General features: G+C 67.8%; 29 protein-coding genes. 7 read left to right on the forward strand and 22 right to left on the reverse strand.

Translation table 11 applies throughout. The features are described 5' to 3' along the window. Positions 1–83: 83 nt before the first annotated feature. Complete coding sequence (locus KHC28_RS03680) at positions 84–1262, reverse strand: acetyl-CoA C-acetyltransferase (protein WP_214006983.1); 1179 nt, start codon at positions 1260–1262, stop codon at positions 84–86. Between the two features lie 235 nt (positions 1263–1497). Here KHC28_RS03680 and phaR point away from each other — a divergent pair, with 235 nt between their 5' ends. Continuing rightward, complete coding sequence (gene phaR, locus KHC28_RS03685) at positions 1498–2082, forward strand: polyhydroxyalkanoate synthesis repressor PhaR (RefSeq protein ID WP_214006984.1); 585 nt, start codon at positions 1498–1500, stop codon at positions 2080–2082. A gap of 67 nt (positions 2083–2149) precedes the next feature. Here the strand turns inward: phaR and KHC28_RS03690 are convergent, their stop codons facing one another. From KHC28_RS03690 to mtgA, 3 genes are all read right to left on the reverse strand, one after another. Further along, the gene (locus KHC28_RS03690; protein ID WP_246564305.1) at positions 2150–3850 is read right to left on the reverse strand and encodes an EAL domain-containing protein; all 1701 of its coding nucleotides are present in this window, start codon (positions 3848–3850) and stop codon (positions 2150–2152) included. Positions 3851–4097: 247 nt separating this feature from the next. Further along, complete coding sequence (rpmF, locus tag KHC28_RS03695; protein ID WP_018387408.1) at positions 4098–4283, reverse strand: 50S ribosomal protein L32; 186 nt, start codon at positions 4281–4283, stop codon at positions 4098–4100. A gap of 181 nt (positions 4284–4464) precedes the next feature. Then, on the reverse strand, positions 4465–5139 hold the full coding sequence (gene mtgA / locus KHC28_RS03700) for a monofunctional biosynthetic peptidoglycan transglycosylase (protein ID WP_214006986.1): 675 nt from the start codon (positions 5137–5139) through the stop codon (positions 4465–4467). 240 nt (positions 5140–5379) lie between these two features. Here mtgA and KHC28_RS03705 point away from each other — a divergent pair, with 240 nt between their 5' ends. Together KHC28_RS03705 and KHC28_RS03710 are read left to right on the forward strand one after the other, a co-directional pair. After that, positions 5380–6309 carry a polyprenyl synthetase family protein gene (locus tag KHC28_RS03705; RefSeq protein WP_214006987.1) on the forward strand — a complete coding sequence of 310 codons (930 nt, stop codon included), beginning with the start codon at positions 5380–5382 and terminating at the stop codon, positions 6307–6309. A 96-nt stretch (positions 6310–6405) separates the two neighbouring features. Continuing rightward, a complete protein-coding gene (locus KHC28_RS03710) occupies positions 6406–6675 on the forward strand; it encodes a hypothetical protein (protein ID WP_214006988.1) in 270 nt (89 codons plus the stop codon). Positions 6676–6792: 117 nt separating this feature from the next. On the opposite strand, the gene leuB is transcribed toward KHC28_RS03710, so the two are convergent. From leuB to KHC28_RS03760, 11 genes are all read right to left on the reverse strand, one after another. After that, positions 6793–7896, reverse strand: coding sequence for a 3-isopropylmalate dehydrogenase (gene leuB, locus KHC28_RS03715; RefSeq protein ID WP_214006989.1), 1104 nt, complete (start codon positions 7894–7896; stop codon positions 6793–6795). A 214-nt stretch (positions 7897–8110) separates the two neighbouring features. Further along, complete coding sequence (locus tag KHC28_RS03720) at positions 8111–9682, reverse strand: GMC family oxidoreductase (RefSeq protein WP_214006990.1); 1572 nt, start codon at positions 9680–9682, stop codon at positions 8111–8113. A gap of 14 nt (positions 9683–9696) precedes the next feature. Beyond that, positions 9697–10257 (reverse strand): Twin-arginine translocation pathway signal, encoded by a 561-nt coding sequence (locus KHC28_RS03725; RefSeq protein ID WP_214006991.1) that lies wholly within the window; start codon positions 10255–10257, stop codon positions 9697–9699. Positions 10258–10390: 133 nt separating this feature from the next. Continuing rightward, positions 10391–10786 carry a VOC family protein gene (locus KHC28_RS03730; RefSeq protein WP_214006992.1) on the reverse strand — a complete coding sequence of 132 codons (396 nt, stop codon included), beginning with the start codon at positions 10784–10786 and terminating at the stop codon, positions 10391–10393. Positions 10787–10962: 176 nt separating this feature from the next. Then, positions 10963–11292 (reverse strand): ribbon-helix-helix domain-containing protein, encoded by a 330-nt coding sequence (locus KHC28_RS03735; protein WP_214006993.1) that lies wholly within the window; start codon positions 11290–11292, stop codon positions 10963–10965. 78 nt (positions 11293–11370) lie between these two features. After that, positions 11371–11751 carry a RidA family protein gene (locus KHC28_RS03740; protein WP_214006994.1) on the reverse strand — a complete coding sequence of 127 codons (381 nt, stop codon included), beginning with the start codon at positions 11749–11751 and terminating at the stop codon, positions 11371–11373. A gap of 149 nt (positions 11752–11900) precedes the next feature. Beyond that, positions 11901–12506, reverse strand: coding sequence for a 3-isopropylmalate dehydratase small subunit (leuD, locus tag KHC28_RS03745; protein WP_214006995.1), 606 nt, complete (start codon positions 12504–12506; stop codon positions 11901–11903). Positions 12507–12564: 58 nt separating this feature from the next. Then, positions 12565–12984, reverse strand: coding sequence for a metallopeptidase family protein (locus tag KHC28_RS03750; protein ID WP_230363672.1), 420 nt, complete (start codon positions 12982–12984; stop codon positions 12565–12567). A gap of 16 nt (positions 12985–13000) precedes the next feature. After that, positions 13001–13135 (reverse strand): hypothetical protein, encoded by a 135-nt coding sequence (locus tag KHC28_RS27650; RefSeq protein ID WP_255607729.1) that lies wholly within the window; start codon positions 13133–13135, stop codon positions 13001–13003. Positions 13136–13146: 11 nt separating this feature from the next. Then, positions 13147–14562, reverse strand: coding sequence for a 3-isopropylmalate dehydratase large subunit (leuC, locus tag KHC28_RS03755; protein ID WP_214006996.1), 1416 nt, complete (start codon positions 14560–14562; stop codon positions 13147–13149). 111 nt (positions 14563–14673) lie between these two features. Continuing rightward, the gene (locus tag KHC28_RS03760) at positions 14674–14871 is read right to left on the reverse strand and encodes a hypothetical protein (protein ID WP_214007295.1); all 198 of its coding nucleotides are present in this window, start codon (positions 14869–14871) and stop codon (positions 14674–14676) included. A gap of 218 nt (positions 14872–15089) precedes the next feature. On the opposite strand from KHC28_RS03760, the gene KHC28_RS03765 reads away from it, so the two are divergent. Beyond that, a complete protein-coding gene (locus KHC28_RS03765; RefSeq protein WP_246564267.1) occupies positions 15090–15359 on the forward strand; it encodes a hypothetical protein in 270 nt (89 codons plus the stop codon). A 325-nt stretch (positions 15360–15684) separates the two neighbouring features. On the opposite strand, the gene rplS is transcribed toward KHC28_RS03765, so the two are convergent. The 6 genes from rplS to KHC28_RS03795 all read right to left on the reverse strand — a co-directional run bounded on the left by rplS (position 15685) and on the right by KHC28_RS03795 (position 20255). Then, entirely contained in the window at positions 15685–16092 is a 408-nt protein-coding gene (gene rplS, locus KHC28_RS03770; protein ID WP_214006997.1) for a 50S ribosomal protein L19, read from the reverse strand. Between the two features lie 128 nt (positions 16093–16220). Further along, a complete protein-coding gene (gene trmD, locus KHC28_RS03775) occupies positions 16221–16931 on the reverse strand; it encodes a tRNA (guanosine(37)-N1)-methyltransferase TrmD (RefSeq protein WP_214006998.1) in 711 nt (236 codons plus the stop codon). Positions 16932–16937: 6 nt separating this feature from the next. Further along, the gene (rimM, locus tag KHC28_RS03780; RefSeq protein WP_214006999.1) at positions 16938–17492 is read right to left on the reverse strand and encodes a ribosome maturation factor RimM; all 555 of its coding nucleotides are present in this window, start codon (positions 17490–17492) and stop codon (positions 16938–16940) included. A 172-nt stretch (positions 17493–17664) separates the two neighbouring features. Beyond that, positions 17665–18030: a 30S ribosomal protein S16 gene (gene rpsP / locus KHC28_RS03785; protein ID WP_214007000.1), complete on the reverse strand. Its 366-nt coding sequence runs from the start codon at positions 18028–18030 to the stop codon at positions 17665–17667. A gap of 54 nt (positions 18031–18084) precedes the next feature. Beyond that, on the reverse strand, positions 18085–19626 hold the full coding sequence (gene ffh / locus KHC28_RS03790) for a signal recognition particle protein (RefSeq protein WP_214007001.1): 1542 nt from the start codon (positions 19624–19626) through the stop codon (positions 18085–18087). A gap of 230 nt (positions 19627–19856) precedes the next feature. Continuing rightward, positions 19857–20255 (reverse strand): DUF930 domain-containing protein, encoded by a 399-nt coding sequence (locus KHC28_RS03795; protein WP_312893073.1) that lies wholly within the window; start codon positions 20253–20255, stop codon positions 19857–19859. 422 nt (positions 20256–20677) lie between these two features. Here KHC28_RS03795 and KHC28_RS03800 point away from each other — a divergent pair, with 422 nt between their 5' ends. From KHC28_RS03800 to KHC28_RS03810, 3 genes are read left to right on the forward strand one after another with little or no spacing between them, the layout of a single operon-like run. Next, entirely contained in the window at positions 20678–21412 is a 735-nt protein-coding gene (locus tag KHC28_RS03800; protein ID WP_214007002.1) for a heme ABC transporter permease, read from the forward strand. A gap of 14 nt (positions 21413–21426) precedes the next feature. Continuing rightward, positions 21427–21603 carry a heme exporter protein CcmD gene (ccmD, locus tag KHC28_RS03805; protein ID WP_214007003.1) on the forward strand — a complete coding sequence of 59 codons (177 nt, stop codon included), beginning with the start codon at positions 21427–21429 and terminating at the stop codon, positions 21601–21603. Further along, complete coding sequence (locus KHC28_RS03810) at positions 21593–22207, forward strand: DsbE family thiol:disulfide interchange protein (protein WP_214007004.1); 615 nt, start codon at positions 21593–21595, stop codon at positions 22205–22207. Before ccmD ends, KHC28_RS03810 begins: the two co-directional genes overlap by 11 nt. 21 nt (positions 22208–22228) lie before the next feature. Here KHC28_RS03810 and KHC28_RS03815 read toward each other — a convergent pair whose 3' ends face one another. Further along, on the reverse strand, positions 22229–22636 hold the full coding sequence (locus KHC28_RS03815; protein ID WP_214007005.1) for an Ivy family c-type lysozyme inhibitor: 408 nt from the start codon (positions 22634–22636) through the stop codon (positions 22229–22231). Positions 22637–22646: the final 10 nt, after the last annotated feature.

Genomic DNA, 22646 nt, shown 5'->3' on the forward strand with positions numbered 1-22646 from the left:
GGCTGGCCGTCCCAATCCAGCCCGTCCTGGCTGATCCGGCTGCCGAGGGCCGGCGACGGGGGTACGCCGCCGGCTAGCGAGCGTCAGTCGCGCTCGATGCACATCGCAATGCCCATGCCGCCGCCGATGCACAGCGTGGCGAGCGCCTTCTTGGCATCGCGCTTCTGCATCTCGTAGAGCAGCGTGGTGAGGATGCGCGCGCCGGAGGCGCCGATCGGGTGGCCGATGGCGATGGCGCCGCCATTGACGTTCACCTTCGAGGTGTCCCAGCCGAGGTCCTTGTTCACCGCGCAGGCCTGGGCGGCGAAGGCCTCGTTGGCCTCGACGAGGTCGAGATCGGCCACCGTCCAGCCCGCCTTTTCCAGCGCGCGGCGCGACGCCGGGATCGGGCCCGAGCCCATGATCGCCGGATCAACGCCCGCCTGCGCCCAGGAAACGATGCGGCCGATCGGCTTGGCGCCCCGCGCCGCAGCGGTCTCTGCGCTCATCAGCACGATGGCGGCGGCGCCGTCATTGATGCCCGAGGCGTTGCCGGCGGTGACGGTGCCGTCCTTGGAGAAGGCCGGGCGCAGCTTGGTCATCGAATCGATGGTGGCGCCGTGGCGGGGATATTCGTCGTCCGCCACCACGATGTCGCCCTTGCGGGTCGAGATGGTGACCGGGACGATCTCGTCCTTGAAGCGGCCGGCCTTCTGCGCCGCCTCGGCCTTGTTCTGCGAGGCGACGGCAAACGCGTCCTGCTGCTCGCGGGTGATCTGCCACTGGCGCGCCACGTTCTCGGCGGTGGTGCCCATGTGGTAGCCGTTGAAGGCGTCCCACAGGCCGTCCTTGATCATGGTGTCGACCATTTCGAGCGACCCCATCTTGGTGCCGTTGCGCAGATTGGCGCAGTGCGGGGCCTGGCTCATCGATTCCTGGCCGCCGGCGACGACGATGTCGCTGTCGCCATTGGCGATCGCCTGGAAGCCGAGCGCCACGGCGCGCAGGCCCGAGCCGCACAGCTGGTTCACGCCCCAGGCCGGGCTCTCCACCGGGATGCCGGCGGCCACCGACGCCTGGCGCGCCGGGTTCTGGCCGGCGCCGGCGGTGAGGATCTGGCCCATGATGGTTTCGCTCACCTCGCCGGGCGCGACGCCGGCCCGCTCCAGCGCCGCGGTGATGGCGATCTTGCCGAGTTCATGTGCCGGCAGGGAGGAAAGCGCTCCGTTGAACGCGCCGACGGGCGTGCGTGCGGCGCCGACGATGACGATGCCGTCCTTCATGTGTGAACGTCCTCCGATAGGAAGCAGAGTGGGCACGGGTGGGAGCCCCGCGCAGGGCTGGAACCAATGTAGGGATATCGTGGTGACGTCGTATGACGCATGTCAATGCCCGCCCGGAGGCCATCCCTGTTATACCAGACGTTGCAGGGGGCTACCTCCGCCGATAATCCTGTAGCTCTCAGTTCGGAAACGCCCTAGAGTTTTTAAGCGGAAATCAACAAGGCAAGCGGATCCTATGGCCAAGTCCAACGAACCCGTGACCATCAAGAAATACGCCAACCGCCGGCTCTACAACACCGGAACGAGCACCTACGTCACGCTCGAAGATCTGGCCCTGATGGTGAAGAACGGCGAGGATTTCGTCGTCTACGACGCCAAATCCGGCGAAGACATCACTCATTCCGTGCTGACCCAGATCATCTTCGAGCAGGAGGGCAAGGGCCAGAATCTGCTCCCCATCAACTTCCTGCGCCAGATCATCCGTTTCTACGGCGACAGCATGCAGATGCTGGTTCCTCGGTACCTGGACATGTCGATCGAGAATTTCACCCGCGACCAGGAGAAGTTCCGCGAGCAGTTCGCCAAGACCTTCGGCGTGGGCGGCTTCCCCACTGGCGGCTTCGGCGCCATGGAAGAACAGGTGCGGCGCAACATCGACATCTTCGACCGCACCTTCAAGATGTTCCTGCCCAATGCCCGCGAGGAGGCTACCCCCACCGCCCCCGCGACCAAGACCGACGATTTCGATGAGCTGAAGCGGCAGGTCGCCGAGATGCAGAAGCGCCTCGACCGGATCGGCGACACCGAACCGAAGAAATAGATCGGCCGAAGCGACAAACTCGCCGGAGCCATTCCATCGGGATCGCGTGCCGGCCGGCTGCGCGCGATCAGACGCGCAGCGGCTGCGGGGCGGCAAGGCCGATCAGTTCACCCTGCAGATAGGTGCAGCCCCATTCGTCGAGCCGGCGTGCCGTCGGCTCGTCGAGCACCCATTCCGCTACCGTGGTCAGCCCGAGATTGGTGGCGAGTTCGACCAGCGACCGCACGAAATGGCGATCGGGCTCCGACTGGATCAGCCCGCTGACGAAGCTGCCATCGATCTTCAACATGTCGACGCAGAGTTCGCGCAGGCTGCGGAATGAGGTGTAGCCGACGCCGAAATCGTCGATCGCCACCCGGCAGCCAAGCCTGTGCAACCAGTCGATGCGCCGCCGGACATGGCCGATATCGACCAGCCGCGCGCTCTCGGTGATCTCGATGATCAGCCGCTGGCACAGCCCGTCGCCGACATGGCTCTCCATCAGCCCGATCCAGCCGCCATCGTCGAGATTGGGCGGCGAGACATTGACCGACAGCACCAGCTGCGGGTCGTCGGCGAGCGCGGCAAAGGCCAGCTGCAGCGTGCGCCGGTCGATCAGGCCGGTGAGGCCGAAGCGTTCGGCGGTGGGAATCACCGCCGCGCCATTGAGCACATAGCCGTCGCTGCCCCGCACCCGCACCAGCGCTTCGTGAAAGGCGATGCGACGGTCGCGCGACGCCGCCACCGGCTGGAAGGCGAGGCCCACCCGGCCTTCGTCGAGGGCGCGGACGATATTGTCGGCGAACTGGAGATTGGCGCGATGCTCCGCCGCGCGGTCGAAGGCGGGCTGGAAGACGGCGAAGCTGCCGCGGCTGCCATGGCGCGCCTGATACAACGCGTCCTGAACGCGACGGAACACATCGGCGGGGGTTGCCGCCTGCTGCGGCGCGGTCAGCGCACCGGCGGTGACGGCAGCGGCGACCGCACCCTGCTCGGTACGCGGCGGCCGCGCATTCATCGCGTCGACGATGGAACAGACGCGCTCGGCGAGATCCTCGCCCGGAGACAGCCGCAGCAGCAGGCCGAAGCTGCCGACCGAGAACCGGCCCATGGCCTCGCCCTCGGCAAGCTCGCCCCGCAGCCGGCGGCGGAAGATCTCGATCACCTCGTCGACAGTGGCGAATCCATAGTTGTCGTTCAGTCGCGGCAGGTCGTCGATGCCGACCAGCACCACGCCGAAACTGCCGCCGGAGCTCATGGCACCGTCGAGCCAGTCCTTCACCAGCATCGCCAGCGGCCGCCGGCCGGAACCGGCATTGGGCAGAACATGCGCCGGCGCCGCCATGGCCGGCGGCACGGCGCCCGTCTCGTCAGGGGTGATCAGGCCCAGCACGCGGTCCACCCGTCCCTCGGCATCGAAATGGCAGATCCCCCGGTCGACCAGATGCAGGTCGCGCGGCCCCTCATCGCCGTCCACCCGGATGCTGTAGCGTATGTGAAACTGCTGGGGCTCGCCGGCAAGCCCGGCGGAAAGACAGGCCTCCACCGCCTCCGCGCGCCCGCGCCCGCTGCCGGGCAGGACGAGCGCCGCATAGGACCGGCCGCTGGCCAGCTCGCGCTCGACATCGGCGCCGAGAAAGGCTGCCGCCGACGGGCTCCATTGCAGGCGATCATCCGCAAGGCGCCATTCATAGGCGGCGCTGCCGGTGGACTCGTGACGGCGCACGATCTCGTTCAGCGTGGCTATGTCACCGAAATCCGGCACGGTTGCGCCCGCCGCGTCAGACATCAGCACCCGCCGCTCCCATAACCGCCGCCCGCCCCTCGACTTCGCCCCTCGCGCGCAACCGGCACGCGCCCGCCGCCGCCCGAATCGACGCGGCAGCGAATGGTTCTTGAAGACGTGAACGATGCGCCAGCCTCCGGGACGGCGCAAGCCGGCAGAGCTGGCACATGACAAAAAGCGCGGCCGCTGCCGGCCGCGCTTTTCGAATTCTCACATGATGGTCGGCAGGGCGGACGAAGCCGCCCAGCACTCAGGCCTCAGCCTTGACCTTCAGCACCTGCCGGCCCTTGTACATGCCGGTCTTGAGGTCGAGGTGGTGCGGACGGCGCAGCTCGCCGGAATCCTTGTCCTCGATATAGGTCGGCTTGGCGAGGGCATCGGCCGAGCGGCGCATGCCACGACGCGACGGGCTGGTTTTCTTCTTCGGAACGGCCATTGTCTCAACTCCTGTGCCGGCGGTCCTGTCTTGGCTTGCCTCGGGTCTCCGAGGGCGCCGGCGCCGGGTAGCTCGTATTTCGAGTGGCGGCTTATACAGACTCATGCGCGCGAGTGAAAGGGGGGCGGGCCCGAAACTGCAACCTGCGGGCCAAGCTTTTCAAGCCGTCGCCAAGACACGGCTACAATCCGAGGCATTGGGTAAGCTCGGTCCCCTCGCGCGGCAGCCGCGCCTGCAGCCGCGAGGCGAGGCGCGACAGGCCGGGACCGGGCTTGGCGGCGTCGCGCCGATGTGGATTCGGCAGCATCACCGCCAGCAGCGCCGCCTGGCGCGGACTAAGCCGCACCGCCGGGATATTGAAGGCTCGCTGCGCCCCCGCCTCGGCGCCGAACTCGCCGTTCGGCCCCCATTCGGCGATGTTGAGATAGATCTCGATCTGCCGCCGCTTGCTCATGACGGCATTGAGATAGAGCGCCAACGACATCTCCAGCCCCTTGCGGATGAAGCTGCGCCCGTTCCACAGGAACAGGTTCTTGGCGAGCTGCATGGTGATCGTCGAGGCGCCTCGCGCCGGCTCGCCATCCTCGGCGGTGTCCATCACGTTCTGCAGTTCGACAAGATCGATGCCGTTGTGCTGGCAGAAGCGAGCATCCTCGGAGGCCAGAACGCTCCGCACCAGCACCGGCGCGATCGCGTCCAGCGGCACCCAGTTCTGCTCGACCCGCTCGCCGGTCACCCGCCGGGCCAGCATCAGGGTGGAGACCGGATCGACCGCCGTATAGACGAGGCCCAATACCAGCGGCACCAGAACGACGACGAGCGCCGCCTTCCAGATCCATGATACCAGCCGACGCATCCCCGCTCCCTTTGCGTACCGCTCGAAACCTAGAGCCCTTTGCCGTGGGAGGAAACCTCCGAAGCGCGGGAAAGCGTCCTAGTTTCAATAGGCTGGAACGGACGCTCCCCAGCCCCCGCTTTCCCCTGCCCGCAAGGCGCGCGGTTCGCCCCGCCCGGTGGAGCCGCTGCGCCGCACCTGCACCGCTTGACCGCGGCTTCCGGCTCGGGCACGCAACCCCGCATCAGCCGGATGCGCATCATGACCGATACCGACCGCCCCGCCGCAACGCTCGCCGACGCGCTCTCCCGCTGCGCGGAGGCCGTCGCCGCCGAGCTCGAACGGGCGATCGCCCGCGCTCAACCGGTCAGTGACCGCCTCACCCGCGCGATGCGCCACGCCGCGCTGGCCGGCGGCAAGCGGCTGCGGCCGTTCCTGGTGGTCGAGAGCGCGGCGCTGTTCGGCGTACCGATGACGCGAGCGCTGCCGGCTGCCACCGCGCTTGAATGCATCCACTGCTATTCGCTGGTGCATGACGACCTGCCGGCCATGGACGACGACGATCTGCGCCGCGGCCAGCCGACCGTCCACCGCGCCTATGACGAGGCCACCGCCATCCTTGCCGGCGACGGCCTGCTCACCCTCGCCTTTGAACTGCTCGCCGAGCCGGCCGCCGACCCCGACCCGGCGGTGCGAATCGCGCTGGTGGCGGCGCTCGCCCGTGCCGCCGGCGGCGAGGGCATGGTCGGCGGCCAGATGCTGGACCTCGCCGCCGAGGGCCGCTTCGCCGATGCCGGCCGCCCGGCCCCGGACCTCGCCGGCGTCGCCCGCCTGCAGGAACTGAAGACCGGCGCCCTGCTACGCCATGCCTGCGAGGCCGGCGCCCTGCTGGGCCGCGCCTCGCCCGCCGAGACGGCGCAACTTCGCGCCTATTCCCGCGCCATCGGCCGCGCCTTCCAGATCGCCGACGACCTGCTCGACGTCGAGGGCGACGCGGCCGCCGTCGGCAAGGCGGTCGGCAAGGACAGCGCCGCCGGCAAGGCCACCTTCGTCGAGCTGCTCGGCATCGACGGCGCGCGGGCCGAGCTCGCAAAGCTGGTCGAGGATGCCCATACCGCCCTCGCCGGCTTCGGCACACGGGCCACACTTCTCCAGGAAGCGGCACGTTTCATCGCCGAAAGGCGGAATTAATCCTTCCCCCATCTCGACGTGCGCCCGGCTTGTCTCCATCTTGAGGGTGACGTAAGCGTCGCTGAGCGATGCCGGATGCGTCGCCCGGAGGTTCACATGCGTTTCATCCCGCTCGCTCTTGCCCTTGCCGTAGCCGGCTCCGCTTTCGCGGCGCTGCCCGCCGCCGCGCAGGATTCGACCCGGCTCACCATCCGCAAGCTGCCGGAGCGCTCCTATCTCGATCCCGGCCCGAATGTGCGTCCCGGCACCAGCCGCGACCTCAACTATGTCGGGCTGAACAATTTCCGCTTCCCGAGCTACGGCACCGACAGCACCATCACCGGCACCCGCTGGCCGCTGCCCGGCCCGTTCGAACTGCCGCGCTGAGCCGGATCGCCTCGCGGAGCGCGTGAGGCGGCCAATACTCCGGGCAAAATGAAAAAAGCCCGGCCGTCAGTCCGACGGCCGGGCTTTTTCGTGTCAGAGCGGCGATCTAGACCGGGCTCAGGCAGCCAGCTCGGCGAGGATCGCGTCGCCCATGCCCTCGGTGCCGACCACGGTCGTGCCTTCCGACTTGATGTCGTTGGTGCGGTAGCCCTTGGCCAGCACGCCGGCGATCGCCTTCTCGATGCGGTCGGCGAGGTCGCCCTGGCCGAAGGAGTAGCGCAGCGCCATGGCGAGCGAGCCGATCATGGCGATTGGATTGGCGAGGCCCTTGCCGGCGATGTCGGGCGCGGCGCCATGCACCGGCTCGTAGAGCGCGCGGCGCTTGCCGGTCAGCTCTTCCACGCCGCCGAGCGAGGCGGAGGGCAGCATGCCGAGCGAGCCGGTCAGCATCGCCGCCACGTCGGACAGGATGTCGCCGAACAGGTTATCGGTCACCAGCACGTCGAACTGCTTGGGTGCGCGCACCAGCTGCATGGCGCACGAATCGGCCAGCTGGTGCTCCAGCGACACGTCGGCGTAGTCCGAGCCGTGCACCTCGCTGACCACCTGCTTCCAGAGCACGCCGGTCTTCATCACATTGTGCTTCTCGGCGGACACCACCTTGTTGCGGCGGGTGCGGGCGAGTTCGAAGGCGACGCGGGCGATCCGCTCGATCTCGTAGGATTCGTAGACCTGGGTATCGACGCCCCGCTTCTGGCCATCGGCGAGGTCGGTGATGGTCTTGGGCTCGCCGAAATACACGCCGCCGGTGAGCTCGCGCACGATCAGGATGTCGAGCCCCTCGACCAGCTCGCGCTTGAGGCTGGAGGCATCGGCGAGCGCCGGATAGCACAGCGCCGGGCGCAGATTGGCGAACAGTTGCAGGTCCTTGCGCAGCCGCAGCAGGCCGGCCTCCGGACGGGCCTCGTAGGGGACGTTGGCCCATTTCGGACCGCCGACCGCGCCGAGCAGGATCGCGTCGGCGGCAAAGGCGCGCTTCATCGCCTCCTCGGAGATCGGCAGGCCGCACTGGTCATAGGCAGCACCGCCGACGAGGTCCTCCTCGATGGCGAAGGAGGCGAGCCCCTGCTGCTCAAGGAAGGCGAGCACCCGCTTCACCTGCGCCATCACTTCGGTGCCGATGCCGTCGCCGGGAAGGAGGAGGAGCTTGTGGGTGGCCATGTGGGTCTCTCGCCTGCTGTGCTGGGGCTGAATTCTTGGGCGAGCGAGTGCTAATGGCTGGCGTCGCGGCTGGCAAGCGCGACGCAACGGCAGCGCCGTGCGAACCGGGGTGGACCCGCAAACAAGTGTGGCCGGGACATGCCCGGCCACAAGTTTTGGGGCGCCAGGGGTCCGCTGGCGCAGCGGTCCTCGCAAGGACTGCGGGGGGAACCCGTCAGATCGAATTCTTCGACATTTCGCCGGCGATGAAGTCGGCCTGCCGGATCGCCAGCGCCACGATGGTCAGCGTCGGGTTCTCCGCGCCGCCGGTGGTGAACTGGCTGCCGTCCGAGACGAACAGGTTGGGGACGTCGTGCGTCTGGCCGTGCTTGTTGACGACGCCGTCGCGCGGCTTCTCGCTCATCCGGTTGGTGCCGAGATTATGCGTCGAGGGATAGGGCGGCGTCGGCATCGTCCGCACCGCGCCGACCGACTCGTACATCGCCGAACCCTGCTTGTAGGCATGGTTGCGCATGGCGATGTCGTTGGGGTGGTCGTCGAAATGCACGTTCGCCACCGGCATGCCGTTCTTGTCCTTGACCGCGGCGTTCAGCGTGACGCGGTTGGTCTCCTGCGGCATGTCCTCGCCGACGATCCACAGCCCGGCCATGTTGACGTAGCCGTCCATCGCCGAGGTGAAGGAGCGGCCCCAGCCGCCGGGATCGAGGAAGGCGGCCATGAAGGGCAAGCCGAGTGACAGCGTCTCCATCTCGTAGCCGCCGACGAAGCCACGCTTGGTATTGAGCGGCGCCTCGTCGCGCACGATGCCGGCCATGGTGGTGCCGCGATACATGTGCACCGGCTTCTCGAAGACGCCGTACACCGAGCCGGTCATGTGGCGCATGTAGTTGCGCCCCACCTGGCCGGAGGAGTTGGCAAGCCCGTCCGGGAACATGTTGCTGGCCGAATTCAGCAAAAGGCGCGGGCTCTCGATTGAGTTGCCGGCCACCGCGACGATGCGGGCCTTCTGGCGCTGGGTCTTGCCGTCCTTGTCGACATAGACGACGCCGGTCGCCTTGCCGGAGGCGTCGTGCTCGATCTTGAGCACCATCGATTCCGGCCGCACCTCGAGATTGCCGGTGTCCTCGCCGCGCGGGATCTCGGCGATCAGCGTCGACCATTTGGCGCCCGACTTGCAGCCCTGGAAGCAGAAGCCGATCTGCTGGCAGGAGCCGCGGTCGTGGCGCGGCTGGCTGTTGATCGCCATGCGCCCGGTCGACACCTCGGTGTAGCCGATCTTCTTCGCCCCCGCCTCGAACACCTTGAAATTGTTGTTGCCGGGCAGGCCGGGAATGCCGTTGGTGCGCGTCACCCCCATCTTGTCCTCGGCCTTGGCGTAGTAGGGCTCGAGCTCGGCGAGGGTGATCGGCCAGTCGAGCAGGTTCGCCCCGTCGAGGTCGCCATAGGTGGTGCGGGTCTTGAACTCGTGTTCCTGGAAGCGCAGCGAGGCGCCGGCCCAGTGCACCGTCGAACCGCCGACCGACTTGACGATCCAGGCCGGCAGATTGGGGAAGTTCTTGTGCACACGCCAGGAGCCGGAAGTCGTGCGCATGTCGGTCCAGGCGAGCTGGGCGAAGCTGTCCCACTCGTTATTGACGAAATCCTCCATGTTGTGCCGCTTGCCGGCCTCGAGGATCACCACCTTGACGCCCTTGAGGGCGAGCTCGGTGCCGAGCGTACCGCCGCCGGCACCGGAGCCGACGATGACGACCACGGAATCGTCGTTGAGATCGAAGGGTGCGGTCATGTTGGTTCCCTCCCTCACAACCAGCTGATGTCGCTGAAGCCGCGGTCGATGTAGCCGCCCTTGTCGGCCGAGGAGCCCTCATAGCCGAACACCGGCCAGACCTCCTCCTGGTTGTAGAGGCTGACCACCAGGCCGCCCCGCACCTTCTGGAAGAAGGCGCTCTCCTCGATTTCGCGCAGGATGGCGACGCGCTGCTCCTCCCAGCCGACATCGGCATAGGGCATGCCGTGCCGCGCCTTGGCGAGCGTATCGAGAGTGATCACCCCCTCCTCCACCAGCGCCTTCAACGCCGGATCGCTGGCGGCGCCGGTCTCGTAGGGCTTCATGGCGACGGCGTAGAAGCGGTCGGCCAGCTTGTCGTGCGGATAGACGTCGCGCGCCATCACGATCAGCGTGCGCATGGTCTCGGGCTTCAGCGTGGTGACCTCGAGCCCCCACGCCTCGCGCGGATTGATCACCGCGAGGCCGGAGATCATCAGAGCGCCGGTGGCGCCCATGATGCCCAGAATGCTTCGGCGCGAGGGGCCGTTCGAGGGGCTCCGCGAAGGGCTCCGCCTGTCGATCAATGTCGTCATCGTTTCCTCCTGGTTGTTCGTTTTCTTGTTGTCGGCAGATGTCGCCGGGACTTTCGAAGACGTTGGCGCGTCTTTCGGGCCGGGCGGGAATGAGGCCGTCGTCGACCGGACGCGAGGGCCGGCCGACGGGGCGTCAGCGGTAGCGACCGTGTTTCTGGAGAACCTCGATCTTGTAGCCGTCGGGATCGGTGACGAAGAAGAACTTCGCCAGCAGCGCGCCGTCGCGGAAGAATTCCTTCACCGGATTGGGCTTGAGGCCGAGGCTCTCGAAGCGCGCATGCTCGGCGTCGAGATCATCCACCACGAAGGCGATGTGGCCGTAGCCGTCGCCCAGCGCATAGGGCTCGGTGCGGTCGTGGTTGATGGTGAGCTCGACCTCGAAATCGGCCTCGGCATTGCGCAGATAGACGAGGGTGAAACCGTCGAAGCCGAAGCGGTCGGCAATGCCGAGCCCGAAGGCCTTGACGTAGAAATCGACGGAGCGCGCCTCGTCGAGCACGCGGATCATGGAATGAATGGCCTTGGCCACCTGAAGACACCTCCGAAACGGCGATCATCGCCCGATGGGAGGATGCTAGGCTTCGGCCGGGGACAGTGGTGGTAGACCACTAACACATCGCCACGACGTGTTTTGCAGGAGCGTCGCTTGCCCTCGCGTCTTGCCCTCGCGCGGCGACAAGCGCCGCCGCGCCGGTCGCGGCAGGGCTATTCGGCGGCTTCCAGCTGCAGGGCGCTCGGGCAGGCATAGCGCGGGCGGGCAGGCTTGGGCGCGCTGCGCACCTCGTCGAGATAGATCAGGCAGGAGCAACGCAGCAGCGAGGCGAAATTGCGCACCTCGCCATGCAGCTCCAGCACCTCGTCATGCAGCTTGGTGACGAACTTGCCCAGACTCATGCCCTGATGCGCCGCCACCTGTTCCAGAATCGCCCAGAACGCCGCTTCCAGACGAATCGAGGTGGAATGGCCGCCGATCCGCATCGAGCGGGTCTGGAACTCATAGGTTTCGGGGTCTTGGCCGGCAAAGATCTGGCACATGGGGCGTCTCCCGGAACACGTTCTGATTTTGAACGATTCCACTCCGGGAGCGCCCGGCTGTAAAGGCGAAAATGCGCCTCAGGCGGAACGGCGCGCCGTGACCTCGATCTCGATCTTCATTTCCGGCTTCAGCAGCCCGGCGACGATCAGCGTCGCCGCCGGCCGCACGGTGCCGAAATACTGGCCGAAGATCGGGAAGACGATGTCGGCATATTCCGGCCGGGTGATGATGTAGTGCACCCGCACCACGTCGGAGAGCGAGGCGCCGGCTTCCTTCAGCGTCGCCGCGATGTTGCGGAAGCAACCATGCGCCTGCTCCTGCACGCTCTCCGGCAGCGTCATGGCGGCGTAGTCGTAGCCGGTCGTGCCGGAGACGAAGATGTCGTCGCCATCGACCACCGCCCGCGAATAGCCGGCCTCGGTTTCGAAGGGGGAACCGGTGGAGATGAGACGGCGCATGACGGGGCTCCGGGAAACGGCGCGGCCGGACCGGCCACGCCCTCCTTCTTACCGCCCGCGCGACGCCAGCTGAACCGGGTCGGCGGCAAAAAGCCGTGGATGCCCGGCAAAGACCGGGCGACCACGCCAGAACGCCGCCGGCGCCGACCTCACGCCCAGGGGCGGTCTGCGGCGAGCTTCGCCTCGTAGTCGTGGATCTTGTCCGCCTTCACCTGGGTGAGGCCGATGTCGTCGAGACCGTTCAACAGGCAGTGCTTGCGGAACGGATCGACCTCGAAGGTGATCGAGCCGCCATCCGGCCCGGTGATGGTCTGGCTCTCCAGATCCACCGTGACGATGGCATTGGCGCCGCGCGAGGCGTCGTCGAACAGGGCGTCGAGCTGCTCGGGCGTCACCTTGATCGGCAGGATGCCGTTCTTGAAGCAGTTATTGTAGAAGATGTCGGCGAAGCTGGTGGAGATCACGCAGCGTATGCCGTGGTCGAGCAGCGCCCAGGGCGCGTGCTCGCGCGAGGAGCCGCAGCCGAAATTGTCGCCCGCCACCAGGATGGAGGCCTTCTTGTAGGCCGGCTTGTTGAGCACGAAATCCGGGTTGTCCGAGCCGTCCTCCAGATAGCGCAGTTCGGAGAACAGGCCCTTGCCGAGGCCGGTGCGCTTGATCGTCTTCAGATACTGCTTGGGGATGATCATGTCGGTGTCGACATTGACCAGCGGCAGCGGCGCCGCGACCCCGGTCAGGGTGGTGAACTTGTCCATGCTCGTCTCCTGCGCGCCGGTGCGGCGGCGCCGTGATGGTGCGTGAGGGCCGCCGCCCTCAACCTGCCTCGTCCTCAAGCCGCTCCATGTCGTCGTCGGAGAGGCCGAAATGGTGGCCGATCTCGTGGATCAGCACATGGGTCACGATCTTGCCCAGCGTCTCGTCGTGCTCGGCCCAATAGTCGAGGATGGGTCGGCGGTAGAGCCAGATCATGTTGGGCATGGCGAAAGGCGCGCTCTCGTAGTGCTGCGCGAGCCCCACACCCTGGAACAGGCCGAGGAGATCGAACGGCGTCTCCGCCTCCATCTCCTCGAGGACCTCGTCGGTGGGGAAATCCGTCACCTGGATGACGAGATTGCCGCACAGGTCACGGAAGCGCTTGGGCAGCCGCGCATAGGCGGCCTCCGCCATCACTTCCAGCATGGCCAGCGTCGGCGCCTTCACCGGACGCCAGGCCATCGGGTCTTCTGCCAGCATGTTCACGGATCGGGCCTCAGCGCAGATAGGTCACGATGAGATACGCTGCGAGCCCGAGCCCGCAGGCGATGGCGAGGCCCCGCCCGATGCGCCGGCCCCAGATTTCGACGGCGTCGTCCTCCGGGGGATCGGCATAGGGGTGCGGAGCCATCGCCGCCGTCCTCAGCCCGCGTAGCGCCAGCTGCGCACGTCGACGAAGCGGCCGGCGATCGCCGCCGCCGCCGCCATCGCCGGCGAGACCAGGTGAGTACGGCCCTTGAAGCCCTGCCGGCCCTCGAAATTGCGGTTCGAGGTGGAGGCGCAGCGCTCCTCCGGGCCGAGCTTGTCGGCGTTCATCGCGAGGCACATCGAGCAGCCCGGCTCGCGCCAGTCGAAGCCCGCCGCCTTGAAGATGGCGTCGAGCCCCTCGGCCTCGGCCTGCTCCTTCACCAGGCCGGAACCCGGCACGATCATGCCGGCCACGCCCTCGCGCACCGTGTAGCCGGTCACGATCTTGGCGACGGCGCGCAGGTCCTCGATGCGGGCATTGGTGCAGGAACCGATGAACACCTTGTCGATGGCGATGTCGGTGATCTTCGTGCCGGCGGACAGGCCCATATAGTGGAGCGCCCGCTTCTTCGCCTCGCGCTTGCCCTCGTCGTCGATGAGCTCAGGATCCGGCACCAGGCCTTCCACCGAGATCACGTCCTCCGGGCTGGTGCCCCAGGAGACGATCGGCGGCAGCGCCGCTCCGTCGAGCCGCACTTCCTTGTCGAAGAAGGCACCTTCGTCGGTACGCAGCGTGTCCCAGTAGCGACGGGCGGCATCCCAGGCAGCGCCCTTGGGCGCGCGCGGACGGCCGTTCACATAGGCATAGGTGGTCTCGTCGGGGGCCACCATGCCGGCGCGGGCACCGCCCTCGATCGACATGTTGCAGACCGTCATCCGGCCTTCCATGGTGAGGTTGCGGAACACCTCGCCGGCATATTCGATGACGAAGCCGGTGCCGCCGGCGGTACCGGTGGTGCCGATAATGGCGAGCGTCACATCCTTCGCCGTCACGCCGTCGGGCAGCTTGCCGTCGACGGTGACGCGCATGTTCTTGCTCTTCTTCTGGATCAGCGTCTGGGTGGCGAGCACATGCTCCACCTCCGAGGTGCCGATGCCATGCGCCAGAGCACCGAACGCGCCATGCGTCGAGGTGTGGCTGTCGCCGCACACGATGGTGGTGCCCGGCAGGGTGAAGCCCTGCTCCGGCCCGATCACGTGGACGATGCCCTGACGCTTGTCGAGCTCGTTGAAATACTCGATGCCGAAGTCGCGGGTGTTCTCGGCCAGCGTCTCGACCTGCATCCGGCTCTCGGGATCCTCGATGCCGAAGCGCCGGTCGCTGGTCTGCACGTTGTGGTCGACCACGGCGAGGGTCTTCTCCGGCGCATGCACCTTGCGGCCAGCGACGCGCAGACCCTCGAAGGCCTGCGGCGAGGTGACCTCATGCACCAGATGGCGGTCGATATAGAGGAGGCAGGTGCCGTCCTCCTGGCGGTCGACGATGTGGTCTTCGAAAATCTTGTCGTACAGGGTGCGGGGAGCGGACATGCTCATCCTCGGCTGGATGCAATTGTAACGGAAAGGTCGTCTATCGGCCCGGGGCGGGCCAGCGCACGGCCGGGAACGTGGGACGCCGGATGGCGAAGTTCCGGGCGGCGCTCAGCTAAGGCCCGCGACCGCGCAGGCGGTGAAGCGACCGAAAAACCGCGCCGGCAGCCGCACATGATCGGGAACCGCGGCAAAGCCGATGGTGGTCGGCAGGCGACGCCGCGCCTCCGGGCGCGCGACATCGCAGCCATCCGCAACGGCTTGCACCGTCCGACGTGCGACAATTCCGCTCGTGCCCGACTTCATCATGGAACCGTTCTAGCAACTTTCCGCCGACTGAACAATGCACCGGCAAAGGGTTGCGGTCACGCTGCCGTCAGCAGCCATATCGGCAGTATACAGTATTACAGCAAGTACCCGGCTGAAAGCGGTTGAAATAACCTAACGTCAAATCAATATGACCGTGAAGGACGTCGTGCTCCACCCTTCCCCCGCATGGGGAAGCAACGGCGTGAAGAGGGAACGCCATGAACCTCGCCGCTCTGCGCCCGAGCGATTTCGCCCTGATCGTCGCCTTCGGCGTCATGGCGGTGGCGTTGGAGAGCCGCACCCGCGTCGACCTTGCCGCCATCCGCCCGGCCGAGAAGGTCGAGAGGGTGGAGACGGCGATGATCACCTGCCCGATGAAGCGTCAGCCGGACTTCGCCACGGTTATGCAGGCCGCTGTGCTCGGCGACGGCGCTCTCATCGTCGAGCAGCAGACCCGCACCAAGGTACGGCATATCAAGGATTGCTGACCGGAACCGCCACTGGCGCCCGAAGGCCCCGTGGCCGCCGAAAGTCCCGCTTCTCCCCGTGACATCCGCGTGCCCGCGCCCCCCCGAGCGACGACAGGCCGCACGTCCAGCCAATGATCGCCGACCCTCTCACGCCCACCAGCCGCCGGATCGACACCAGGCTGATCAGCACCGAGCGGAGCGAGATTGGCAGGTCGAGGCCCACGGCGGCCCGCCACATCTGACGAGCGGGGCATACGCGCGCGCCCTTCCTCCGCCGCGCGTAACAAAAAAGCCGGGGCATGCCCCGGCTTTTCCGTCTGTTCCGTTTAGCGAAGGATGCGGGTCACTCGGCGGCGACCGGCGCGCCCTTCTTGCCCTTGCCGGCGTTCTTGTCCTGGCGCTCGGCGATACGGGCCGACTTGCCGCGACGATCGCGCAGGTAATAGAGCTTCGCGCGACGCACCTTGCCGCGGCGGACAACCTTCAGGCTGTCGATGTTCGGCGAATACAGCGGGAACACGCGCTCCACGCCCTCGCCATAGGAAATCTTGCGGACGGTGAAGCTCTCGTTGATGCCGCCGCCGGAACGGGCGATCACCACGCCCTCATAGGCCTGAACGCGCGAGCGCTCGCCTTCCTTCACCTTCACATTGACGATGACGGTATCGCCGGGCTGGAAATCCGGGATTTCCTTGGCGGCGGAAAGCTTCTCGACCTGCTCGGCGTCGAGCTGCCCAATAATATCGACCATTATATCACCTCTTACGGACCAAGCCGGCCACCGGCCGTCCGCTTCTTGCTGTTTTCAGTTGGAACAGTGATGGCGCGCCCTATACGCCATGTCGGCCGGCTTGTCATGCATTATTCGCAGTCGGCGGGTTAGCCTCTCCCGCCGTCGCGCCGTCCGCTCTGCGCCGCCCACAGGTCGGGCCGGCGCTCGCGCGTCGCTGCCTCGGCCTGCTCGCGCCGCCACTTCGCGACCTTGCCGTGGTCGCCGCTCGACAGGATGGCCGGGATCTCCAGCCCCTCGAAGCTCTGCGGCCGCGTGTATTGCGGGTATTCTAGCAGGCCGGCGGAGAAGCTCTCCTCGGTGCCGGACTCCGGATGCCCCATCACCCCGGGAAGCAGCCGCACGCAGGCGTCGAGCAGCACCAGCGCGCCGATCTCGCCGCCCGAAAGCACCACGTCGCCGACGCTGACCTCCTCGAGGCCGCGCGCCGCCACCAGCCGGTCGTCCACGCCCTCGAAGCGGCCGCAGACGATGACGACCCCCTCGCCCGCCGCCAGTTCGCGCACCCGCGCCTGGGTCAGCGGTTTTCCGCGTGGCGTCATGAGCAGGCGGGGCCGGGTATCGCCCTCGGGAGCCGCGGCATCCACCGCCCGCGCCAGCACGTCGACGCGCATCACCATGCCCGGCCCGCCGCCGGCCGGGGTGTCGTCGACCGAGCGATGGCGGTCAGTCGCCTGGTCGCGCGGATCCACCGTGTCGAGCGCCCAGCCGCCCTGCGCCAGTGCCCGCCCGGCAAGCGACAGGCCGAGCGGTCCGGGAAACATGTCGGGAAAGATGGTGACGAGCGAGGCGCGCCACATGGCGGACTACCCCTCGTCGGCGTCGTCGGGCTTGCGGGTCGCCACGGCCCATTCGCCCGGCTCGACCACCACGCGGCCGCCGGCGATGTCGACCACCGGCACCGTCGCCTTGGTGAAGGGCAGCATCACCGTGCCGCCGGGCTTGCCGTCGTCCTGCGGACGGGCGATCTCGAGAATGTCGCCGGCGCCGAAATCATGCACCGCCACCACCTTGCCGAAGCTCTCGCCTTCCGCCGTCACGGCGGCGAGGCCGATCAGGTCGGCATGGTAGAAGTCGTCGTCCTCCTCCGGCGGCGGCAGATTTTCCCGCGCGACGAACAGGCCCTGATTGGTGAGCGCCTCGGCCGCCTCGCGGCTGTCGACGCCCTTCAGGCGTGCGACGAAATGCTCCTTCGCCGCACGCATGGCGACGATCTCGAAGCGGCGTTTGCCGGCCTCGTCGGTGAGCGCGCCATAGTCGAACAGCGCTTCGGGGTCCTGCGCGAAGACGAACAGACGCACCTCGCCGCGCACGCCATGTGGCGCGCCGATGCGGGCAAGGAGAACGCGATCGGTCGACATGGGCGAATCCCGGTTGGTCGGCAGCAGAAAGGAAACCGGCCACGCCCACAGCGTGCCCGGCGTGGTGGCCGCCACGCGAGCGCGACACCACCATAAAACTGAATCTCGACCGCTCCCTTATCAAGGGAGCGGTCGAGAGTTCATCGAAATCCGGGAGCCGGAAAGGCTCGGCTCACTCGGCCGAAGCGGCAGCGGCAGCGGCCTCGGCGGCCTTGGCGGCAGCGGCGGCGCGCTCCTGGGCCTTCTTGCCGGGCACGGCCTTCTCGGGGTTGTTGCGGGCTTCGCGCTTCACCAGATCCAGCGAGTCGAGGAAGCGGGCGACGCGGTCGGTCGGCTGCGCGCCCTTGGCGAGCCAGGCCTTGGCCTTCTCGGTATCGAGCACGAAGCGGTCGGCAGCGTCCTTCGGCTTCAGCGGATCGAAGGTGCCGATCTTCTCGATGAAGCGGCCATCGCGCGGGGAGCGCGAGTCGGCGACGACGATGCGATAGTAGGGACGCTTCTTGGCGCCACCACGGGCGAGACGGATCTTCAGGGACATTGGTCTTTCCTTTCAGTCTTCAATTTCCGAACCGGCAGCGTGCCGGCGTCGATCTCACTTCTTCTTCGGCGGGAAGCCCGGCAGGCCCGGAAGCCCGCCCGGCTTGTTGCCGAGGCCCGGCATCCCGCCCGGAAGACCGGGAAGATTGCCGGGGAATTTCGCGGGAAGCCCGCCGCCACCCATGCCGCCGGGCATCTTCTCGGCGAGCTTGGCGAGGTCCTCTGGCTTGGGCATGCCGCCACCGAAGCCGAACATGTTGGCGAGGCCGGCCATCGGTCCGCCGCGCTTGCCGCCGGCCGAGGCGCCCATCGCCTTCATCATGTCCGCCATCTGGCGGTGCATCTTCATCAGCTTGTTGACGTCTTCGACCTTGGTGCCGGAGCCGGCGGCGATGCGCTTGCGGCGCGAGGCGTCGAGCACCTTCGGGTTGCGCCGCTCCTTGCGGGTCATCGAATCGATGATCGCCTTCTGGCGGCGGATCACCTTGTCGTCGAGATTGGCGCTGGCCATCTGGTTCTTCAGCTTGCCGATGCCGGGCAGCATGCCCATCAGCCCGCCGAGGCCGCCGAGCTTTTCCATCTGCTCGAGCTGCATGCGCAGGTCTTCCAGATCGAAATTGCCCTTGCGCATCCGCTCGGCAGCGGCCATCGCCTTTTCGGCGTCGATGTTCTCGACCGCCTTCTCGACCAGCGAGACGACGTCGCCCATGCCGAGGATGCGGCCGGCGACGCGACGGGGATCGAAATCCTCCAGCGCGTCCATCTTCTCACCGGTGCCGACCAGCTTGATCGGCTTGCCGGTGACGGCGCGCATGGAGAGCGCGGCGCCGCCGCGCCCATCGCCATCGGCGCGGGTCAGCACGATACCGGTCAGCCCGACGCGGGCGTCGAAGGCCTTGGCAGTGTTCACCGCGTCCTGGCCGGTGAGGCTGTCGGCGACCAGCAGTACCTCGTGCGGCGAGGTCGCGGCCTTCACCTCGGCCACTTCCGCCATCAGCGCCTCGTCGAGGGTGACGCGGCCGGCGGTGTCGAGCATGACAACATCGAAGCCGCCGAGCCGGGCGGCCTCCATGGCACGGCGGGCGATCTGCACCGCCGACTGGCCGACGACGATCGGCAGCGTATCGACGCCGACCTGCTTGCCGAGCGTGGCCAGCTGCTCCATCGCCGCCGGGCGGCGGGTGTCGAGCGAGGCCATCAGCACCTTGCGGCCGGCCCGGTCCTTCAGGCGCCGCGCGATCTTGGCGGTGGAAGTGGTCTTGCCCGAGCCCTGCAGGCCGACCATCAGCACCGGCACCGGCGGGGCGGCCTCGAGGTCGATCGGCTTGGCGTCGGAGCCGAGCATGGCGATGAGCTCGTCATGGACGATCTTCACCACCATCTGGCCGGGGGTGACCGACTTCACCACCTCGGCGCCGACCGCGCGCGTGCGCACCTTGTCCGTGAACGAGCGCACCACGTCGAGCGCCACGTCGGCCTCGATCAGCGCCCGACGCACCTCGCGCATGGCTTCGCCGACGTCGGCCTCGGTGAGGGCGCCGCGCTTCTTAAGCCGGTCGAGTATGCCGCCAAGGCGGTCGCTCAGTGAATCGAACATGCGTTCGGGCTCCATTTTCACGCCGGAGACCACGCAAAGCCGAACGCGCCCGAGGGCGCATCGCGCTGTCGGGCGTGGACCTCCGGCCTCAGGGACCGGGCGGCGGGACGGCTCGCGGATCTTGCGAGAATGCCGGGGTACTAACCGCCGAGTGCGGCAAAGTCAAGGAAAGCGCGGGATCACGCGCCGGGGGCACCGACTTGCGACGCCTTCAGATCCCGGGCGCCGGCCTACGGCGCCACCAGATAATGCGCTTCCCACTCGGAACGGGGGATCGCCTCGCCGAGCTTGTAGGAGAAGGACTTGATGTCCATCCCGTCATTGGCGGTCTCGCAGCTGTAGGACAGGTGGTACCAGGTACTGCCGCTGCGCACCGCCGCGCCCGAGGCGATCAGGTGCTGGTCGTGAAGCTTGGTGTTGGCATAGGCGTAGGCCACCATCTCGTCGGGATGCATGCCCTTGTGCTCGCGGCCGATCTCGCCCATGCCGCGCGAATTGCAGCGCTGCTCCACCCGCGCTGCCGGATCCAGCATCAGCATCTGCTCGTCGGTTGTCTTGGCCTGGGCACCCACCTGCGGCAGGGCGGAGGCGGCGGCGAGCGCAAGCATGGTAAGGGCGACGCGTTTCACGGGTGTCGAATCTCCAGCCTCGAATCGAGGCGCCGTTCAAGCGGGCGGATGTGGCCCGGACAAGGCGCGCGACGAGGGTTTCACGACGACGTTACAGGCGACGACCCGAATGGCCATCGCCCTCCTGATGCCACCGCAGGCACCGGAGCTCAAGCGGAAGCCACCGGAGCGTTTCCCCAATCGCAACATGACGTTACGCGATCTCTCGACCCGCCACCGTGCGGCTCAGCGCCGCCGCTGAGGCAGGTCGAGCGCCGCGCCGGACCGCCTCTCCCTGCCCGCCGCCGCTGGTGGCACCACCCTTCCGGGGTCGGTCGCCCGCGCACGCTCCAGCGAGCCCGGCGTTCACATCCGCGTTCCGCCACGTTCCGCCGCACCCACGCCGTGTTGCCCGGCCGCGCGGGGCGGATTAGAACCGCGCCATGGCGCTGATGGACCTCGCGAACCCCACCCGTTTCCTTGCCTTCTCCGGGCGGGTGCTGCCGTGGCTCGCCGGCGCCGCCGTCCTCATCCTCGCCCTCGGCTTCGTGCTCGCCTTCCGCGCGCCCGCCGACTACCAGCAGGGAGAGACGGTGAGGATCATGTACATCCATGTGCCCTTCGCCTGGCTCGCCATGATGGGCTATTCGCTGCTCGCGCTGTCTTCGCTCGGCATCCTGGTCTGGCGGCATCCGCTGGCCGATGTCGCGCACAAGGCGCTCGCCCCCATCGGAGCGCTGTTCGCCTTCCTGTGCCTCCTCACCGGCTCGCTCTGGGGCCGGCCGATGTGGGGCACCTATTGGGTATGGGACGCGCGGCTCACCTCCATGCTGGTGCTGCTGCTGCTCTATCTCGGCCTGCTGGCGCTGCGCTCGGCGATCGACGACCCGAACCAGGCCGGCCGCGCCGCCGCCGTGTTGACGCTGGTCGGCTTCATCAACGTGCCAATCGTCAAGTTCTCGGTCGACTGGTGGAACACGCTGCACCAGCCGGCCTCGGTGTTACGCATGGGCGGCCCGAGCATCCATCCGAGCCTGTTGTGGCCGCTCTTCGCCACCGCGGTCGGCTTCACCCTGCTGATGCTCGCCTTGCATCTCGCCGCCATGCGCACCGAGATCCTGCGCCGCCGGCTCCGCGTGCTCGAGGCGCGCACCGCCGCCGAAGCCGTGCACGCATAGGGCGGAACCAACCGATGGCCGATACCCACGCTTTCTTCATCGCCGCCGCCTATGGCGCCAGCGCCCTCTCCATTGTCGCGCTCGCCCTGTGGATCGTCCTCGACGGCCGCGCCGTGCGCCGCCGGCTCGCGGCGATGGAAGCGCGCGGCATCCGCCGGCGCTCCGGCACGGGAGCCGGCGATGGCCGATAGCCCTGCAGCCGAGACGCGCTCGCCGCTGCGCCGCCGCCTGCTGCTGCTCGTGCCGCTGGCGCTGTTCGCGGCGCTGGCGGTGCTGTTCTATGGCCGGCTGTTCTCGGGCGATCCTTCCCGCCTACCCTCGGTGCTGATCGGCCGCCCGGCCCCGGCGCTCGACCTGCCGCCGCTCGAAGGCCTCTCCCGCGACGGCGTTGCCGTGCCCGGCCTGCCCGCCGGTGCGGTCGGCAAGGGGGAGGTGACGGTGCTGAACGTCTTCGCCTCCTGGTGCGTGCCCTGCCGCGACGAGCATCCCCATCTCGTGGAGCTGTCGCGGATGCCGGGCTTCCGCCTCGTCGGCCTCAACTATAAGGACGACGCCGGCAACGCCCGCCGCTTCCTCGGCACCTTCGGCAATCCCTATGCGGCGGTGGGCGTCGATGCGAACGGGCGCGCCGCCATCGAATGGGGCGTCTACGGCGTACCGGAAACCTTCGTCATCGGCCGCGACGGGCGCATCGCCTATAAATATATAGGCCCCATCGACGCCGAGGGCCTGCGTAACCGCCTGCTACCGGAAATCGAGAAGGCCATCGCCGCACCTGCGCCCGCCAGCAGCTGAGCCCGCCTGTTCTCTTCGCAGCTAGTGGAGCGCCGTCAACAGCGCCCTGTGCTCGGCGATCGGCGGCGTGCCGAGGATCTGCGTGCCAGCGGGGGTGTGGAAGGCGGCATAGGCCCGGCGCCCGTCGGCCTCGAAGATCGCGCTGATCTTGCCCTGCGCGCAGCTGGCCGGCTTGCACAGCACGTAGATGTTGACGTGGACGCCGTTCAGCGACACCGGCGCCATCGGCACCCAGACGCCGCGCGCACCCTTCAGCCAGCGGTCGTTCTTCAGCACCGGTGCGATCAGGCGGTTCCAGGTGCTGCGATAGGGCTCATGGGCGATCAGCTCGTAGAGATGCGGCCGGGCCGGCGCCGCCGTCTGTGCCCGCGCCGGCGCGACGGTAGAGGCCAGAGCGAGCACCATCGCCGCCAGTCGGGCCGTCTTCATCAAGCTGCCC

Source organism: Ancylobacter sonchi, from assembly GCF_018390695.1.
Lineage (GTDB): Bacteria > Pseudomonadota > Alphaproteobacteria > Rhizobiales > Xanthobacteraceae > Ancylobacter > Ancylobacter sonchi.

Excerpts from the sequence above, each read along its gene's own strand:
- KHC28_RS03680 (WP_214006983.1), bottom strand. The coding sequence starts at position 1,262 with ATGAAGGACGGCATCGTCATCGTCGGCGCCGCACGCACGCCCGTCGGC.
- phaR (WP_214006984.1), top strand. The coding sequence starts at position 1,498 with ATGGCCAAGTCCAACGAACCCGTGACCATCAAGAAATACGCCAACCGC.
- KHC28_RS03690 (WP_246564305.1), bottom strand. The coding sequence starts at position 3,850 with ATGTCTGACGCGGCGGGCGCAACCGTGCCGGATTTCGGTGACATAGCC.
- rpmF (WP_018387408.1), bottom strand. The coding sequence starts at position 4,283 with ATGGCCGTTCCGAAGAAGAAAACCAGCCCGTCGCGTCGTGGCATGCGC.
- mtgA (WP_214006986.1), bottom strand. The coding sequence starts at position 5,139 with ATGCGTCGGCTGGTATCATGGATCTGGAAGGCGGCGCTCGTCGTCGTT.
- KHC28_RS03705 (WP_214006987.1), top strand. The coding sequence starts at position 5,380 with ATGACCGATACCGACCGCCCCGCCGCAACGCTCGCCGACGCGCTCTCC.
- KHC28_RS03710 (WP_214006988.1), top strand. The coding sequence starts at position 6,406 with ATGCGTTTCATCCCGCTCGCTCTTGCCCTTGCCGTAGCCGGCTCCGCT.
- leuB (WP_214006989.1), bottom strand. The coding sequence starts at position 7,896 with ATGGCCACCCACAAGCTCCTCCTCCTTCCCGGCGACGGCATCGGCACC.
- KHC28_RS03720 (WP_214006990.1), bottom strand. The coding sequence starts at position 9,682 with ATGACCGCACCCTTCGATCTCAACGACGATTCCGTGGTCGTCATCGTC.
- KHC28_RS03725 (WP_214006991.1), bottom strand. The coding sequence starts at position 10,257 with ATGACGACATTGATCGACAGGCGGAGCCCTTCGCGGAGCCCCTCGAAC.
- KHC28_RS03735 (WP_214006993.1), bottom strand. The coding sequence starts at position 11,292 with ATGTGCCAGATCTTTGCCGGCCAAGACCCCGAAACCTATGAGTTCCAG.
- KHC28_RS03740 (WP_214006994.1), bottom strand. The coding sequence starts at position 11,751 with ATGCGCCGTCTCATCTCCACCGGTTCCCCCTTCGAAACCGAGGCCGGC.
- leuD (WP_214006995.1), bottom strand. The coding sequence starts at position 12,506 with ATGGACAAGTTCACCACCCTGACCGGGGTCGCGGCGCCGCTGCCGCTG.
- KHC28_RS03750 (WP_230363672.1), bottom strand. The coding sequence starts at position 12,984 with ATGCTGGCAGAAGACCCGATGGCCTGGCGTCCGGTGAAGGCGCCGACG.
- KHC28_RS27650 (WP_255607729.1), bottom strand. The coding sequence starts at position 13,135 with ATGGCTCCGCACCCCTATGCCGATCCCCCGGAGGACGACGCCGTCGAA.
- leuC (WP_214006996.1), bottom strand. The coding sequence starts at position 14,562 with ATGTCCGCTCCCCGCACCCTGTACGACAAGATTTTCGAAGACCACATC.
- KHC28_RS03760 (WP_214007295.1), bottom strand. The coding sequence starts at position 14,871 with ATGATGAAGTCGGGCACGAGCGGAATTGTCGCACGTCGGACGGTGCAA.
- KHC28_RS03765 (WP_246564267.1), top strand. The coding sequence starts at position 15,090 with ATGAACCTCGCCGCTCTGCGCCCGAGCGATTTCGCCCTGATCGTCGCC.
- rplS (WP_214006997.1), bottom strand. The coding sequence starts at position 16,092 with ATGGTCGATATTATTGGGCAGCTCGACGCCGAGCAGGTCGAGAAGCTT.
- trmD (WP_214006998.1), bottom strand. The coding sequence starts at position 16,931 with ATGTGGCGCGCCTCGCTCGTCACCATCTTTCCCGACATGTTTCCCGGA.
- rimM (WP_214006999.1), bottom strand. The coding sequence starts at position 17,492 with ATGTCGACCGATCGCGTTCTCCTTGCCCGCATCGGCGCGCCACATGGC.
- rpsP (WP_214007000.1), bottom strand. The coding sequence starts at position 18,030 with ATGTCCCTGAAGATCCGTCTCGCCCGTGGTGGCGCCAAGAAGCGTCCC.
- ffh (WP_214007001.1), bottom strand. The coding sequence starts at position 19,626 with ATGTTCGATTCACTGAGCGACCGCCTTGGCGGCATACTCGACCGGCTT.
- KHC28_RS03800 (WP_214007002.1), top strand. The coding sequence starts at position 20,678 with ATGGCGCTGATGGACCTCGCGAACCCCACCCGTTTCCTTGCCTTCTCC.
- ccmD (WP_214007003.1), top strand. The coding sequence starts at position 21,427 with ATGGCCGATACCCACGCTTTCTTCATCGCCGCCGCCTATGGCGCCAGC.
- KHC28_RS03810 (WP_214007004.1), top strand. The coding sequence starts at position 21,593 with ATGGCCGATAGCCCTGCAGCCGAGACGCGCTCGCCGCTGCGCCGCCGC.
- KHC28_RS03815 (WP_214007005.1), bottom strand. The coding sequence starts at position 22,636 with ATGAAGACGGCCCGACTGGCGGCGATGGTGCTCGCTCTGGCCTCTACC.